This is a genomic window from Autumnicola tepida (assembly GCF_031846485.1).
GTDB lineage: Bacteria > Bacteroidota > Bacteroidia > Flavobacteriales > Flavobacteriaceae > Autumnicola > Autumnicola tepida.
Map to the genome: position 1 here is coordinate 75,781 of NZ_JAVRHQ010000009.1, position 14,150 is coordinate 89,930.

The 14,150-nt window shown below is 39.9% G+C and carries 14 protein-coding genes and 4 tRNA genes; 3 read left to right on the forward strand and 15 right to left on the reverse strand.

Annotated elements, in window-relative coordinates; translation table 11 throughout:
• Positions 1-42: 42 nt before the first annotated feature.
• The 13 genes from RM553_RS09165 to RM553_RS09225 form a co-directional block, all read right to left on the reverse strand.
• Positions 43-114, reverse strand: a tRNA-Thr gene (locus RM553_RS09165).
• Positions 115-375: 261 nt separating this feature from the next.
• Positions 376-448 (reverse strand) — tRNA-Gly (locus RM553_RS09170).
• A 68-nt stretch (positions 449-516) separates the two neighbouring features.
• Positions 517-599, reverse strand: a tRNA-Tyr gene (locus RM553_RS09175).
• A gap of 202 nt (positions 600-801) precedes the next feature.
• Positions 802-875: transfer RNA gene (locus tag RM553_RS09180), tRNA-Thr, on the reverse strand.
• A gap of 101 nt (positions 876-976) precedes the next feature.
• A complete protein-coding gene (hpf, locus tag RM553_RS09185) occupies positions 977-1,279 on the reverse strand; it encodes a ribosome hibernation-promoting factor, HPF/YfiA family (RefSeq protein ID WP_311534620.1) in 303 nt (100 codons plus the stop codon).
• 31 nt (positions 1,280-1,310) lie between these two features.
• A complete protein-coding gene (locus RM553_RS09190) occupies positions 1,311-2,207 on the reverse strand; it encodes a tyrosine-type recombinase/integrase (protein WP_311534621.1) in 897 nt (298 codons plus the stop codon).
• Positions 2,208-2,332: 125 nt separating this feature from the next.
• Positions 2,333-2,527: a 30S ribosomal protein S21 gene (gene rpsU, locus RM553_RS09195; protein WP_311483079.1), complete on the reverse strand. Its 195-nt coding sequence runs from the start codon at positions 2,525-2,527 to the stop codon at positions 2,333-2,335.
• 256 nt (positions 2,528-2,783) lie between these two features.
• Complete coding sequence (locus RM553_RS09200) at positions 2,784-3,953, reverse strand: acyl-CoA dehydrogenase family protein (protein WP_311534622.1); 1,170 nt, start codon at positions 3,951-3,953, stop codon at positions 2,784-2,786.
• A gap of 142 nt (positions 3,954-4,095) precedes the next feature.
• Complete coding sequence (locus tag RM553_RS09205; protein WP_311534623.1) at positions 4,096-4,965, reverse strand: ComEA family DNA-binding protein; 870 nt, start codon at positions 4,963-4,965, stop codon at positions 4,096-4,098.
• Between the two features lie 13 nt (positions 4,966-4,978).
• The gene (locus tag RM553_RS09210) at positions 4,979-7,066 is read right to left on the reverse strand and encodes an amino acid carrier protein (RefSeq protein ID WP_311534624.1); all 2,088 of its coding nucleotides are present in this window, start codon (positions 7,064-7,066) and stop codon (positions 4,979-4,981) included.
• A gap of 167 nt (positions 7,067-7,233) precedes the next feature.
• Positions 7,234-7,464, reverse strand: a complete 231-nt coding sequence (locus RM553_RS09215; RefSeq protein WP_311534625.1) for a PspC domain-containing protein — start codon at positions 7,462-7,464, stop codon at positions 7,234-7,236.
• A 99-nt stretch (positions 7,465-7,563) separates the two neighbouring features.
• A complete protein-coding gene (locus RM553_RS09220) occupies positions 7,564-8,853 on the reverse strand; it encodes a DUF2851 family protein (RefSeq protein WP_311534626.1) in 1,290 nt (429 codons plus the stop codon).
• A 47-nt stretch (positions 8,854-8,900) separates the two neighbouring features.
• Entirely contained in the window at positions 8,901-9,599 is a 699-nt protein-coding gene (locus tag RM553_RS09225; RefSeq protein WP_311534627.1) for an SGNH/GDSL hydrolase family protein, read from the reverse strand.
• Between the two features lie 166 nt (positions 9,600-9,765).
• Between RM553_RS09225 and RM553_RS09230 the strand changes: the two genes are divergently transcribed.
• Entirely contained in the window at positions 9,766-9,999 is a 234-nt protein-coding gene (locus RM553_RS09230) for a hypothetical protein (RefSeq protein WP_311534628.1), read from the forward strand.
• A 116-nt stretch (positions 10,000-10,115) separates the two neighbouring features.
• Complete coding sequence (locus RM553_RS09235; RefSeq protein WP_311534629.1) at positions 10,116-10,376, forward strand: hypothetical protein; 261 nt, start codon at positions 10,116-10,118, stop codon at positions 10,374-10,376.
• Between the two features lie 2 nt (positions 10,377-10,378).
• Here the strand turns inward: RM553_RS09235 and RM553_RS09240 are convergent, their stop codons facing one another.
• The gene (locus RM553_RS09240; RefSeq protein ID WP_311534630.1) at positions 10,379-11,386 is read right to left on the reverse strand and encodes a PLP-dependent cysteine synthase family protein; all 1,008 of its coding nucleotides are present in this window, start codon (positions 11,384-11,386) and stop codon (positions 10,379-10,381) included.
• Between the two features lie 220 nt (positions 11,387-11,606).
• Positions 11,607-12,839, reverse strand: coding sequence for an ABC transporter permease (locus tag RM553_RS09245; protein WP_311534631.1), 1,233 nt, complete (start codon positions 12,837-12,839; stop codon positions 11,607-11,609).
• A 9-nt stretch (positions 12,840-12,848) separates the two neighbouring features.
• Between RM553_RS09245 and RM553_RS09250 the strand changes: the two genes are divergently transcribed.
• A complete protein-coding gene (locus tag RM553_RS09250) occupies positions 12,849-14,090 on the forward strand; it encodes an exo-beta-N-acetylmuramidase NamZ family protein (protein ID WP_311534632.1) in 1,242 nt (413 codons plus the stop codon).
• The last annotated feature ends 60 nt before the right edge of the window (positions 14,091-14,150 follow it).

A 14,150-nucleotide genomic window follows, 5' to 3' on the forward strand; every position in this document is an offset into this window, starting at 1 on the left:
ATCTTAGTTATATATTAGTGTTCAATTTTATACAAAAACAAGAGCCAACGACGAGAATTGAACTCGTGACCTCTTCCTTACCAAGGAAGCGCTCTACCCCTGAGCTACGTCGGCTTTTAAAAGATGATCAACATCCCTGGCCTTAAATTCAATATTCATAAACAACAAAAACCTTAAACCTACTGGTTTATGGGTTAAAATATTGCCTACAACAAAACAGAAAGTCATATCCACTTTCTGCTCTCAAACTCAAAGCCTGCAAATAATAAAATCAGAAAAATCAGTCAATCGACAGTATTTCCAAATTCACCAGCGAAAGAAGAAACTTTCACTTTTCACAAAGCCATCATGAACTCAAAGTTCCAGACTTCTTAGAGCGGGAGACCGGGTTCGAACCGGCGACATTCAGCTTGGAAGGCTGACGCTCTACCAACTGAGCTACTCCCGCATTTGAAGGATTAAGGTTTAAAGATTAATGTTAAACATTACACCTTCAACCTTTGACCTTACCTTGTGTGGGGAGAGCAGGATTCGAACCTGCGAAGTTAAAAAACAACAGATTTACAGTCTGTCCTCGTTGGCCGCTTGAGTATCTCCCCAATTAATTTCCACTATTTCATAGAACCGTAGCCGTTTTACCGACTAAGCTTTATGATGGTATTTTGCGGCTGCAAATAAAGAGAATTTTACCGCACCATCCAAAGCATTTTTTCAAAATTTCTGAGAACTTTTTTCAGTACCTTTAAAACCAGCTTTTTAAACAAAAACTTTTTTTAAAGAATATCACTTCAAAATTTCAAGAGCCGATGGAGGGACTCGAACCCACGACCTGCTGATTACAAATCAGCTGCTCTAGCCAGCTGAGCTACATCGGCTTTTAAACTACTTTTTCAGCATAAAAAAGTCCGCTATTTCTAACGGACTGCAAATGTAATTAAATTATTTCTTTCTCAAAACATTTAGATAAAAAAATTACCTAAACGTGAGCGCTTAATTTTTCTTTCCTCTTAATAAGCTGTCGCTGCAGGGATGCAACACATTCATCCACACATTCTTCAAATTTTTTACAGGTCTTTTTTACCATTACATCACCACCCGGAACACTGAGTAAAATTTCAGTGATTTTATTTTCTTTGCCACTTGTATTCTGCACCTTCAGGTAAACATCTGCATAAATTATTTTATCATAATAATTTTCCAGCTTGTCCAACCTTCTCTGGATAAAATCCACAAGTTTTCGATCTGCATTAAAATTTACGGATTGCACATTTACTTTCATACCTAACAATTTAAATTAAACAATGGATGATCTAGTAGTCCTTTCTGTTCCTGGGATGTGCCAGTTGGTGAACTTTAGTTAATTCTGAAATACTGTTATGCGTATAAACCTGGGTAGCCGCCAGGCTGGAATGTCCCAGCAATTCTTTAACAGCATTTAAATTCGCCCCCTGGTTCAACAAGTGTGTGGCAAAGGAGTGCCGCAATATGTGCGGACTCTTTTTAAGTTTACCAGAAACCTTACTAAAATAATTATTAATGCGCCGATAAACAAAACTTTCATATAGTTTCTTCCCCTTATCCGAAATAAATAAATAAACATTTTCCCCATTTCCTCCGTTCATCTTGTTTCTTTCTTCCAGGTAAGTTTCGATGCTCTTTATAACCGATGGCAGTAAAGGCATATAACGTTCTTTATTCCTTTTACCAAGAACCTTCAACATCCCGCCGGATAGATCTACATCATTTAATTTGATTTCAATAAGCTCAATACGACGAATTCCGGTGGAATAAAACAACTCCACCATTAATTTATCACGGAGACCGGAAAAATCTGAAGATTCCATTTGCTTAAGAACATCAGACACTTCCTTTTCTGAAAAAGGAACCTGTATCTTTTTGGGAGTTTTTAAAGCCTGGTGCCTGGCAAGGGGAGAAAACTCTATTTGCTTTGTTTTCTGAAGAAACTTATAAAAAGCTTTAAGCGAAGAAATTTTTCGGTTGATACTCCTGTTGGACACTCCTTCCTCTACCAGTTGTACAATCCAGCTTCTTATCTGAGAGTAATTCACATCTGCCAGATCTCCTGTGCTATATTCCTCCTGAAGAAAATGATGAAAAGATTCCAAATCGGCTTTGTATGCTGTTATGGTGTGCGCAGAATATTTCTTTTCTAGCTGAAGATAATCGAAGAATTCAGGATAGGGCATAAAAAAACTGTTGATAAGCAAAGTTAAAAAACTTTAGCTTACCAACAGTTAGTATAATCATACCAATGAAGCAGGGCTTCAGTGGATTTTAATTAAATCTTTCCAATTGAAGAACCAAAAGAAAATTAAATTTCTTCCTGATCTCTTAGATGCTGAATATATTCAGCTTTTTGGATTTGAGCCCTACGTTCTACTGACGGCTTTGTGAAATGTTGACGACTTCTCAACTGACGCATAGTTCCGGTTTTATCAAACTTTCTCTTAAAACGCTTCAGCGCTCTATCAATATTTTCTCCGTCTTTTACTGGTATTATTAACATAGTGTCACCTCCTTTCTTTAAAAATTATTTAAGGCTGCAAATATAAATCATTTATGCAAACCCGCAATTTATTTTTTATTTTTTATTTCCATTCAGATAAATAAAAAGTGGAGAGAGGAAAGTACAGAGTTAAAATCTCTCTTTCCTCTTTCCCTCTCCTCCACTATTCTTTTGCTACCGGTGCCTTGTACTCCTTCTTATCGATTATCATTTTAGCGATAATTTGAAAAACATTTTCGCTAAAATGAGAATCAAGCTAATTTGCCGCTGGCTTATATTCCTTTTTATCGATTATCATTTTAGCGATAATTTCTCTCAAAATTTCAGAGGTACCGCCGCCGATTGGGCCGAGCCTGCTATCGCGATAAAGTCTTGCCAGAGGATAATCTTCCATATAGCCATAACCTCCCAGCATTTGCAGGCAGTCATATATAACCTTATCTGCCATCTTTGTGGAGAGAAGTTTAGACATACTGGCTTCCTTTACCACATATATACCGTCCTCCATTCTTTTCGCCACGGAATAGTTAAATTCCCGGCACATTTCTATTTCACTGGCCATATCTGCCACAGAATGCCTAAGCGCCTGAAATTTATCGATAGTCTTTCCAAAAGCCTCCCTTTCTGACATATAGTTTAAGGTGTAGTTAAGGGCGTAATCTGCCCTGGCGTGGGCATTGATCCCCATGATTAATCGTTCCATGGCAAAGTGCTGCATGATATAAGAAAAGCCTTTATCCACTTCTCCCATAAGGTTTTCCGCTGGAATTTCAACATTATCAAAAGCGATCTCGGCGGTATCCGAAGCTCTCCAGCCAAGCTTATCCAGTTTTCCCGCAGAGATTCCCGGGGTATCACGATCTATAATAAAAATACTCATTCCCTTATTTCTTTTTTCAGGACTGGTTTTAGCGGCGACCACAAGATAATCTGAATACACCCCATTGGTGATAAAGGTTTTGGAACCGTTTATCACAAATTTATCGCCTTTTTTCTCAGCCGTTGTACGCATTCCCGCGACGTCAGAACCACCAAAAGGCTCAGTAATACAAAGGCATCCAATTTTTTCGCCATCTATACTGGCGCTAAGGTATTTCTCTTTTATAGCATCACTCCCTTCGGTTTTTACATGTGTCATCGCCAGGTAAGCATGAGCCCACATAGCAGCCGCGAAACCGCCAGAATCTATTTTTTGCAATTCTTCCAGAAAAATAACCGTATAAAAAAGGTCCAGGTCCAAACCGCCATATTTCTCTGGCTGGTTAAGGCCAAAATAACCCATCTCCCCAAATTTGGCCCAGATAAACCTTTCTATGGTTCCTGATTTTTCCCATTTATCAATATGAGGCACCACCTCCTTTTGAAGAAAGTCCTGAAAACTTTTTCTAAAAAGTTCGTGCTCCTCTGTAAAATACATACTATTCATACTTAGCAATTCTTGTTTTTTTCATTTCCGAAGAAATAATTTTAGTAGCCGTAAAAATTAAAGCCACTAAAATAAAAGCAATTTTTAAGATCTGCCGATTTTCACAGAAATTTCTATAAAACCCACCTTTATTTTAATATAATTAATCTAAAGTCAAATATAATTTAATTCTATCAATCTTATCAGCTGGAAAACTGCTGATTTTTGCTAATTCTTCAAAAGAAGTGATCCCGCTGTGCAGATTCCGGTAATTCACCACCTCCCTTGCCAGTTCATAGCTGAAATATGGAACTTCTGAAAGCTCTAGAACATTAATTGTATTAATGCTTTTCTTTTCGATTTCCGGTTCGTTTTTTACGGAAAATTCCCGCAAAAGGTTTTCCCTTGCTTCGTAGCCAAGTCCATAGATATCCTTTAACTGAATATCATCTATAAAACCACCAATCTTGTTACGATAATTGATAATTCTTTGAGCCAGCACCTCTCCTATTCCATTTACCTGCATCAGATCCTCCAACCCAGCCTGATTAATATCTTTTCTTTCAACCTTTGCAGAAATTGCATTATTCAGCTTAGCTGCAATTTTTCCCTGCTGCTGAACCCATTTCGGAAATTGGAAATATGGCGATATCTTTTTAAGCAAAGCATCTGAAACATTGGTAACTTCCTGGAAATCTTCTGCTGAATTAATCCACTTTCCGGATTCCCGGAAGGCAAGTAACCGATCTATTTCCGCAGGGGACATTCCCAGGGTATAGCCTTTATAGTCGGTGATGAAATTTGGATTAAAAGGAAAAATTTCAGGATCTTTTTTAGCTGAAGCCAGCTTTACAGAGTCTATTTTTTTCTGGAGACCCTCCAGTTCGTGATCAGAAATTTCCGGCGTAACAGCTTCCGAAGAAAAATCTACAGCAAACAAAATGACCTGCAGAATGATGATAATGAACACCAAAAGAAAAATCCCATTTTGCTGACTTCTGTTGAAAACAAAATGGGATTTAAAAAAATTCATATTTGGCCAACCACTAGGTGGTTTTCACTTTTTTAGGCTTGCCTTCTTTGGTAAAAAGCTCACCCGCCCTTAATTTCCTGAAATATTCGCTAAGGTCTTTCCTCACTTCACCAGACATAATATAGAGGCCTATGATATTAGGGAAAGACATTGCCAGGATCATCATATCTGAAAAATCCAGTACAGCTCCAAGACTTACTGAAGCCCCGACAACAACAAATACAAGGAATAAAATTTTATAAACAAGCTCTGTTTTCTCACTTTTTCCAAAGAGATAGGTCCATGCCCTCATTCCGTAATAAGACCATGAAATCATGGTTGAAAATGCGAAAAGGAAAACTGCCAATGCAAGTACATAAGGGAACCAAGAAACAACACTGGCGAAGGCTGAAGAGGTAAGTTCTACTCCTCCTACTCCTTCTACTTCATGCATACCGGTAAAAATAAGTACAAGGGCAGTTAAGGTACAAACCACAACCGTATCTATAAACGGCTCCAGCAGTGCCACAAAACCTTCAGAAGGCGGGTTGTTTGTTTTGGCCGTACTGTGCGCAATGGCTGCAGAACCTACACCGGCTTCATTAGAGAAAGCCGCTCTCTGGAAACCGACGATCAATACTCCAATAATCCCACCTTTTAAAGCTGACGGACTAAAAGCGCCATCCCAGATTGCAGAAAAAGCAGGGCCAATATTTTCAATGTTGATTCCGATTACGATCAATGCCCCAATTACGTAAACCCCGGCCATAAAAGGAACAATTTTTCCTGTTACGTTGGCAATACTTTTAATCCCACCAATAATTACCACTCCAACAAGAATAGCAACCACCAGCCCGAACCAAAAGCCGTTCCCCGTTAACATAGGGAATTGCCCCTGAAGGATTTCAAAAGACTGGTTAGCCTGGAACATATTACCACCTCCAAAAGAAGCGCCAATACCTAATATGGCGAAAAATCCGGCAAGGAATTTACCAAGGCCCCTCATGTTTCGTTTTTCCAGTCCGTAACGAAGGTAATTCATAGGACCTCCAAAGATTCTTCCTTCAGAATTAATAAAGCGGTATTTCACCCCAAGGGTACATTCCACAAATTTTGAGGACATTCCCAGTAAACCGGCAATTATCATCCAAAATGTAGCTCCTGCCCCACCAAGGGAAATCGCCACAGCCACACCGGCAATATTTCCAAGGCCAACAGTAGCCGAAACAGCCGTTGTTAAAGCCTGAAAATGGGTGATACTACCGGGCGCGTCGGGATCGTCATACTTACCTTTGGCCAAATCCAGCGCATGACCAAAACCTCTGATATTGATGAAGCCCATTTTAATAGTAAAAAAGGCTGCACCAAAGATCAGCCAAACCACGATAAACGGAATAGAATTGGTTTTAGGCGTCCCATTAGGATGTGTAAGGATTACCGGCTCATCATACTCAATCTGTGCCAGGTAATGCGCTCCTGTCTGGATAACATCTTCAGCGTTTTGATAGTCAAAAATCACATTGCCTTCTTCCACCAGGTAATTAAGTTCACCTGAAGCGGGAGCCTCTACTTCCACAGGGCCACCTTTATCAGAATTTACAACAGCAATAGCCTGTCCTTCCTGCACGTGAGTGCCTTCTTCCACTAACCATTCCTGAAGCACAAATCTGTCTTCAACATCGGCACTCCAGCCCGGAGTGGCAACATTTTTTAGATCGGCATATTGCACAGGATCATAAATCCCCATTGCAGCAAAAGGATCCCAGAACAAAATTTCTGTCATACTCCCAACAATAGGCACAAAAGTACCATTAAAATGTTCGGTAATTGCTTCTGCTTCTACTGTGTAACTTACTGTTTTCGAATTTCCCTGGCTATCTGTAATTACCACACTGTAAGGAATTCCCTCTACGAGGCCTTCAGCTCTTTTAGATTCTAAAGGTGTTTCCTGATTGCTCCATTTATAGGTGTAGGGAGGAGTTCCTCCGGTAACATTCAGGTCAATAAATCCATTATTAATAACATTTGAAGGGTTTCCTACTTCAGCATCTACAGTCATATCCTGAGCAAAGCCAGATAGTACAGAAAATAGGAAAATAAATGAAAGCAAATACTTTCTCATATGTTTCGCGGGGTATTTTAGATTAGATTAATTTTCAGCGCAGCAAGATGCTAAAAAATTAGCCTATTTCAAATTTTTGGGAGTTAAATTCCAAATGATTTGTTAATAATTCTGAAGCCACCCCTTAGTTTTACCCCCCTTATTACGGAAATTGTAATAATAAATTCCTAAAGGTCAAAAACTGATGTCCTTTTTGTGTACACCAAATCCTTCAGTTTTAACCAGAATGCCAGCGTAAGGTATATAATAAAACCTGCTCCCATGGTAAAAAACGATGCGTAAATAAAGAATAGGCGCACGCTTTTTGCCCGCATCCCTAGCTTGTCTGCCAACCTCGAGGATACATAGAAGCCGTGGCGTTCAAAGAAATAGCGAATATCGTAGATAAAACTATGCATATTTCAAAATTAGGAAAAAATGATAAGACGGGAACAAGCTTAGAAATAAGAACCGGTAATAATTTTAAGTTTCCTGCAAATGTTTAAAAAGTGAACCTTCTAAGGAGACTGCAGCGTCTTTTGCTGCAAAAGCTTCAATCCCAGCTCACATTGCAGGCATTTATTCAAATCGCAGTAGTTTTTCTTTAGCTGAAGAAGCGCCTGGGACTCCATAGAACTTAAAGCCACAGCAGGCTTTAACAGGTTAAATTTCGCGACAATGGTATTATTTTCAGCAGGAACTTTTTCAGCCAGCTCCAAAATGGTTTCCACGGGTTTTCCTAAATGTTTAAAGTAAGCAAATTGAAAAGGAATTATGGTATTTATAAGAATAAGATCAATAAATGCCCAGGTGGTTCGCTTTTTCTTTGGCTTATGCTCTTTGCCGAAATTATAATGGCAACTCCAGTAAGCATTCAACTCTACCTGAAAAATCCCGTAGAAATCCTCTATACTTTCAGCGCCCATTATCCTGTCCAAAAGAAAGGCTGTGCCTGCGTACACTTTAGCCAGTTGCGCCAGGCGGATCATCGGGAAATTATCCGGCCGCAGGCGGAAAAATTTGGGTTTAATAACCTCAGCATTGGACATCTTATATTTATGCTGAAGGTATTGATATTCCTCTTTTAGCTTCTGAAAATAAATATCTTCACATTCCTTTTCCAGAAATCCCGCCTGCCCCATTAAAACAGCCTCCAGCTTCAGTATCTCTCCCTGGTTTCTGCGGAAGATCTTAAAATCAAAGCTCTGCGCTATACTTAAAAAACTTTCCCCGTTAATGTTGAGGCCAAATGCCTTTGCTAAAAGCTGAAAAAGTACAGCTTCCCAATCGTTTTCAGTTTTTTGAAGCAGCCGGGAAACAAGTGCCGACTTCGCTTCGAGTCGCTCAAAATATAACCGCTCCAGCCAATGTGCTGTTTCAAATCTTTCAAATTTGCCAAAAGAATCTTCACAGTTTATCCACCTGGCCTTTTTGGAAAGCAGCAGTTCATACTTCTCAACAACCTCTAAAGGAACTTTGTTTTTTAATTCCAGGGTGGGAATTGGGGAATTATCGGCACGGTATATTTCCACATCGTGCTCCCAAACCACATGCAGGATCACATTATCATAGCTTTCGTCAGACTCATGCCTATGGAGGTACCAGTCTGAAGACTTCAGGTGGATTTCCACATTTCCTGCCCAAAGTTGTTCCCCTATCTTGAGCCTTGAATTAAAAAAATCGGGGCCGGAGAGCTCGTTGTGAATACCGGTATCCTGAATTAAAACCGATTCCCCCGCGGTAGTGGCCGCCCTGGCAAAATCATATTTTTGGAACTTCCAGATATAATGTAGAAAATCTTCCTGCATCTACTAAAAGTAGGCAAAATATCAATTTGAAAATCAGCGGACTAAAATTAATCCTGAAGAATTTGCGCTACCTCATCAACAATTTCATCTACCCAGTACTGGTACATCAAACCGCTCGGGTGAAGTCCATCTTCTGCCACCAACTCCGGATTATCTTCAGCACGCCGTGAAATAGGAGTTATATTATAGAAAGGCACATTAAAATCTTCGGCCACTTCCCGAAATACAGCATTGAATTCATTGATTTCTTCCGTTATAACTTCAGCATTGGCCTGCCCGAACGGAGTTGCTCCATAATCTGGAATACTTACAGCAAACACACCTTTTTCCATGGTTTTACAATGGTTGATGGCCTTCCTGAAAACTTCCCGCAACTGGGTTTCATATTCATCTATAGACCGCTGCTGGTATTGATTGTTGACTCCAATTAAGATGGAAACAAGGTCAAAATCCCGCTGAACATTAAGTTCTTCCTCTATCCCATCCAACAAATCCTCTGTGGTCCACCCGGTTTTAGCTATTATTTTTGGTGGCGCAATTTTAATTCCCCTGTCCCTTAATGACACGGCTAATTGTACCGGCCAGCGGTCATCTGCCTCTACACTTTCACCTATGGTGTAGGAATCGCCAAGGGCAAGATAGCTAATGTTGTAATTTTCTGAGGGCACCGGAGGGGTATTGGTTTCTGAAGTAGAACTGCAGGCCATACAAAATACTGCAATTATCAGGAAGTATACTTTTTTCATTTACTCGATTTTCGCTACAAATTAGAAAATTTTAATGAAACGGATAGCTACAGAATTTACAAATGGTTTTTATTGGAGAAAAAGTTAAAGCTGTTGTAAAATTGAAAAGCCTTTGAAAAGTAGAAGGCATTTTTTGTATTTTCTAAGATACAAAGAAGAATGAGCTATGCCTGACTCCCAAAATCCAAATAATCCAAACCGGAAAGCTCCGGACAATCCCAATGTGTCTCCACCAGTTTCCGAAAAAAAGACACAGGCAAATAAAAAAAACAAAAAATCGCTAAGGGAGCATCAAAATCCTATCATAAGGGCTTTTGCAAAAACCGGCTATACCATTTGGATTGCGGTAATGGTGCTTGGTGGCATCCTGGCTTTTATAGTTTCATTAGTAGCAGTATGAGGCTTGTGTGGTTTTTCTTTTTTGTTTGCACCGGCTTATTTCTAATTATAGAATTGAATATTTTCAGCTTTGGTTTTCCCCGGTGTATACGGCATTATCTAAAAGATTTTCTTTGCATGCCTGTTGTGCTTGGCATTTGCCTTAAAACCGTGCAATGGTTAAAGCAGGATAAGCAGCTTAACCTGAAGATTCTCCCCATACTTTCCCTAACCGTCTTTTACAGCCTGTATTTTGAACTTCTACTCCCCGAAATTATGTCCAGATATACAGCAGACTTTTTAGATGTTATCATGTACTTTAGTGGTGCCGTTTTATTTTTTCTTATGCAGCATGTAAATCTTAGCAACAAAAAAGCCGCCCAAAAAAGCAGCTCTTAAAATCAAGAAATCTCATCTTCCACAGGGCCATCTTCCAGAAAACCTTTTTCCTTCATCCACTCATCATTGTACATCTTGCCAACATAACGGCTACCATGATCATGAAAAAGCACCACCACCACATCATCTTTTGTAAAATGCTCTTTTAGCTGAAGCAATCCTTTTGCTGCTGCCCCTGCACTGTTCCCCAGGAAGAAGCCTTCCTCTTTGGCTAGTTTCTGGGTGTAAACCGCGGCATCTTTATCGGTAACTTTGGTAAAACCATCAATCACGCTGAAATCAACATTTTTAGGAAGAATATCTTCCCCTATACCCTCGGTAACATAAGGATAGATTTCCTTCTCGTCAAAAACCCCGGTTTCATGATACTTTTTAAAAACCGAACCATAAGTATCGATTCCCCAAACTTTAATATCAGGGTTTTGTTCTTTAAGATATTTTCCAACTCCAGATATGGTTCCGCCGGTTCCCACGCCTACCACAAAATGCTTGACTTTTCCATCGGTTTGCCTCCAGATCTCCGGGCCTGTACTTTCATAATGTGCCCTGGTATTTGCCAGATTATCATACTGGTTTACGTACCAGCTGTTGGGAGTTTCTTCAGCTAAACGGCGGGAAACCGAATAATAAGATTTTGGATCATCCGGCGGCACATCTGTTGGGCACACCACAATCTCACTTCCCACAGCCTTCAAAATGTCAATTTTCTCTTTGCTTTGTTTATCGCTAAGCACGCAAATCATCTTATAGCCCTTCACAATAGCTGCAAGAGCAAGGCCCATCCCGGTATTCCCGGAAGTTCCTTCTATTATTGTTCCTCCCGGCTTCAGCAGGCCTTTCGCTTCGGCCTCCTCCACCATTTTTAAGGCCATACGGTCCTTAACCGAATTTCCGGGATTAAAAGTTTCATATTTTGCGAGTACAAGCGCGTCAATTTCCTTTGTAATCTTATTCATTTTCACCAGCGGCGTATTGCCGATTGTACCCAATATATTTTCTGCGTATTCCATTCTTTCTATTTAAGATTGCAAAGGTAAAATTTTATCCCGCAGAATAGCAGATAAACAAAGATTTTGCCACCAGGGGGGGGGGCGCCTGTTGTCTATTATTTGTTGCTTGTGAGAAAAAACAGATTTGCACTTTTAGTGGCCAACCTGTACCAGGAACGGAAATATGATAACATTTTGATTCTTCACTGCCAACTTCGCACCTCTAAACTTCTTACTTCATTTATTCGAACTTCATGGCTTTTACGGGAGATATTTTGGAAATGATAATTGATGGTATAAGCAGCATCAGCATACACAAGAGCATCGTTCCAATATTCACTGCAAAAATATAGTCCCAGTTTAAATACACCGGCACTTCGGTAACATAATAAGTACGGGGATCCAACGGAAATAATTTCAGATACTTCTGAAGCAATAATAATCCTATTCCTATTAAATTTCCCCAGAAGAGCCCGCGCAATATGAGATATCCCGCATTACATAAAAATATTTTCCTGATGGCCCAGTCGGTACTCCCAAGGGCTTTCAGTACCCCAATCATTTGCGTTCTTTCCAGGATAAGCACCAGTAATGCGGTAATCATATTAATCCCCGCTACCAGGATCATAATTCCAATAATCAGGGCGATATTAAAATCAAATAAGGAAAGCCATTCAAAGATCGCGTAATACTTTTGGGTGATCGTTTGGGTATCCAGGAAAGAGCCGGTATTTTCATAAACCTGGTTTCCTTTGGAGTCAATCTCATCAAAATCATCTATAAAAACTTCAAAATTGCCCACTTCATCATCTTCCCATTTATTGAGGCGCTGGATATGCCTGATATCAGCAATCATATAGAGCTCATCGAATTCCTGAAACCCGGAATCGTAAATCCCTGTAATCACAAAAGCGCGAAGTAACGGCCGCTCATTATCTTCCCTTAAAAAATAAGTCGGGGCCTTATCCCCCACTTTTAGCTGAAGCCGGTTAGCAAGATAATCAGAAATTAACACCTCATCATTCAAATTATTCTGGACATCAGGAAGCTCCCCTTCAACCAGAAAATCCTTAAAATAATTCCAGTTATAGTCTTCCCCCACGCCTTTTACAATCACGCCTTCAAAATCTGTAGCCGTTCTTATTACCCCAAATTTTGTAGCCACGGCCTGGATATGTTCAATCCCTTCCACCTCTGGAAAGTCGGGGTAAAAATCCTGGTTTCGGGAAACCGGCTCAAAGGTGATCTGGGAGCTGTTATTATCGTAGTTTGAAATAATAATGTGGCCGTTAAAAGCGGCAATTTTATCCCGTATTTTCTGCTGAAGCCCAAGTCCTGTGGCGAAAGAAACCAGCATCATAATTACACCAATGGCAATAGCCACCACTGCTATTTTCATTATAGGAGCGGAAATGCTACTTTTATACTTTTTGGTGCTAATAAGTCGTTTTACGACGAAAAACTCGAAATTCAAACCAGAACTATGATTAAGAGGTTATTCAAAAGTACATTTTTATTCGTTCTTATAAGCTTCCTTTCCTGCGGAAACACAAACAATAAGCCAAAAAAGGCTGAAGCTTTTAATGCAGAAAACACACAGGAGGATGTTCAGACTTCCGAAGACATAGTTGTGGGAGCCAACAGAACTGAAGAATACCTGCCTTTACTAAAGAAAAAAAGTGTAGGAATTGTGGGAAATCAGAGTTCACTTATTAAAAATAAAAACGGCACCTATACCCACCTGGTGGATTCCCTGACAAGCCTGGGAGTGAATGTAAAAAAAGTTTTTGCGCCTGAACATGGTTTCCGGGGAGACGCCGATGCCGGGGAAGCAGTGCAGGATGGGAAAGATCCCAAAACCGGCCTTCCGGTAGTTTCCCTTTATGGAAACAACAAAAAACCTTCCGCAGAACAGTTAAAAGGAATTGACGTTTTGATATTTGACCTTCAGGATGTTGGCACCAGATTTTATACCTATATCTCTTCGCTGCATTATATTATGGAGGCCGCGGCCGAAAACAAGCTTCAACTTCTCGTGCTGGACCGGCCAAACCCCAACGGGAATTATATAGACGGGCCGGTTCTTGAAAATGAATATCAGAGTTTTGTGGGAATGCACCCTATTCCTGTAGTTCATGGAATGACTATGGGAGAATATGCGAAAATGATCAATGGGGAGGGCTGGCTTAAAGATTCCAAAAAAGCCGATCTTACTATTATTGAGATGAAAAATTACGATCATTCCAAAGCCTACAGCCTACCGGTGAAACCTTCTCCTAATTTACCAAATGACCAGGCCATACAGCTGTATCCAAGTTTATGCTTTTTTGAAGGTACCAATGTTAATGCGGGCCGCGGAACATCAAAACAGTTCCAGGTGTACGCCTCTCCTTTTTTGGATAAAAGTATCTATGACTTTTCCTATACGCCACAGTCAATGCCAGGGGCAAAATCCCCAAAGCACCTTGGAAAGATATGTTATGGAGAAGATCTTAGCCAAATTAATGTCCCTGAAAAAATCAACCTGGAATGGCTGATTAAAGCTTATCAAAATACTTCAGATAAAGGGCAATTTTTCAACTCATTTTTTACAAAACTGGCAGGTACAAAAAAACTTCAGCAGCAAATAGAGAGCGGACTTTCAGCTGAAGAAATAAGAAAAAGCTGGAAGCCAGGGTTGGAAGATTTTCAGAAGACCAGAAAGAAATATTCGATTTACAGGTAAATTATAGATTTTAATATTTCTTCCATAAAAGGAATATTTCCGGCAGGCTCCCTACTTCAA

Bases quoted from the DNA above. Each gene is read 5' to 3' on its own strand.
- RM553_RS09190 (WP_311534621.1), bottom strand. From the start codon at position 2,207: ATGCCCTATCCTGAATTCTTCGATTATCTTCAGCTAGAAAAGAAATAT.
- RM553_RS09250 (WP_311534632.1), top strand. From the start codon at position 12,849: ATGATTAAGAGGTTATTCAAAAGTACATTTTTATTCGTTCTTATAAGC.
- RM553_RS09200 (WP_311534622.1), bottom strand. From the start codon at position 3,953: ATGAATAGTATGTATTTTACAGAGGAGCACGAACTTTTTAGAAAAAGT.
- RM553_RS09215 (WP_311534625.1), bottom strand. From the start codon at position 7,464: ATGCATAGTTTTATCTACGATATTCGCTATTTCTTTGAACGCCACGGC.
- RM553_RS09220 (WP_311534626.1), bottom strand. From the start codon at position 8,853: ATGCAGGAAGATTTTCTACATTATATCTGGAAGTTCCAAAAATATGAT.
- rpsU (WP_311483079.1), bottom strand. From the start codon at position 2,527: ATGTTAATAATACCAGTAAAAGACGGAGAAAATATTGATAGAGCGCTG.
- RM553_RS09205 (WP_311534623.1), bottom strand. From the start codon at position 4,965: ATGAATTTTTTTAAATCCCATTTTGTTTTCAACAGAAGTCAGCAAAAT.
- hpf (WP_311534620.1), bottom strand. From the start codon at position 1,279: ATGAAAGTAAATGTGCAATCCGTAAATTTTAATGCAGATCGAAAACTT.
- RM553_RS09230 (WP_311534628.1), top strand. From the start codon at position 9,766: ATGCCTGACTCCCAAAATCCAAATAATCCAAACCGGAAAGCTCCGGAC.
- RM553_RS09235 (WP_311534629.1), top strand. From the start codon at position 10,116: ATGCCTGTTGTGCTTGGCATTTGCCTTAAAACCGTGCAATGGTTAAAG.
- RM553_RS09240 (WP_311534630.1), bottom strand. From the start codon at position 11,386: ATGGAATACGCAGAAAATATATTGGGTACAATCGGCAATACGCCGCTG.
- RM553_RS09225 (WP_311534627.1), bottom strand. From the start codon at position 9,599: ATGAAAAAAGTATACTTCCTGATAATTGCAGTATTTTGTATGGCCTGC.
- RM553_RS09210 (WP_311534624.1), bottom strand. From the start codon at position 7,066: ATGAGAAAGTATTTGCTTTCATTTATTTTCCTATTTTCTGTACTATCT.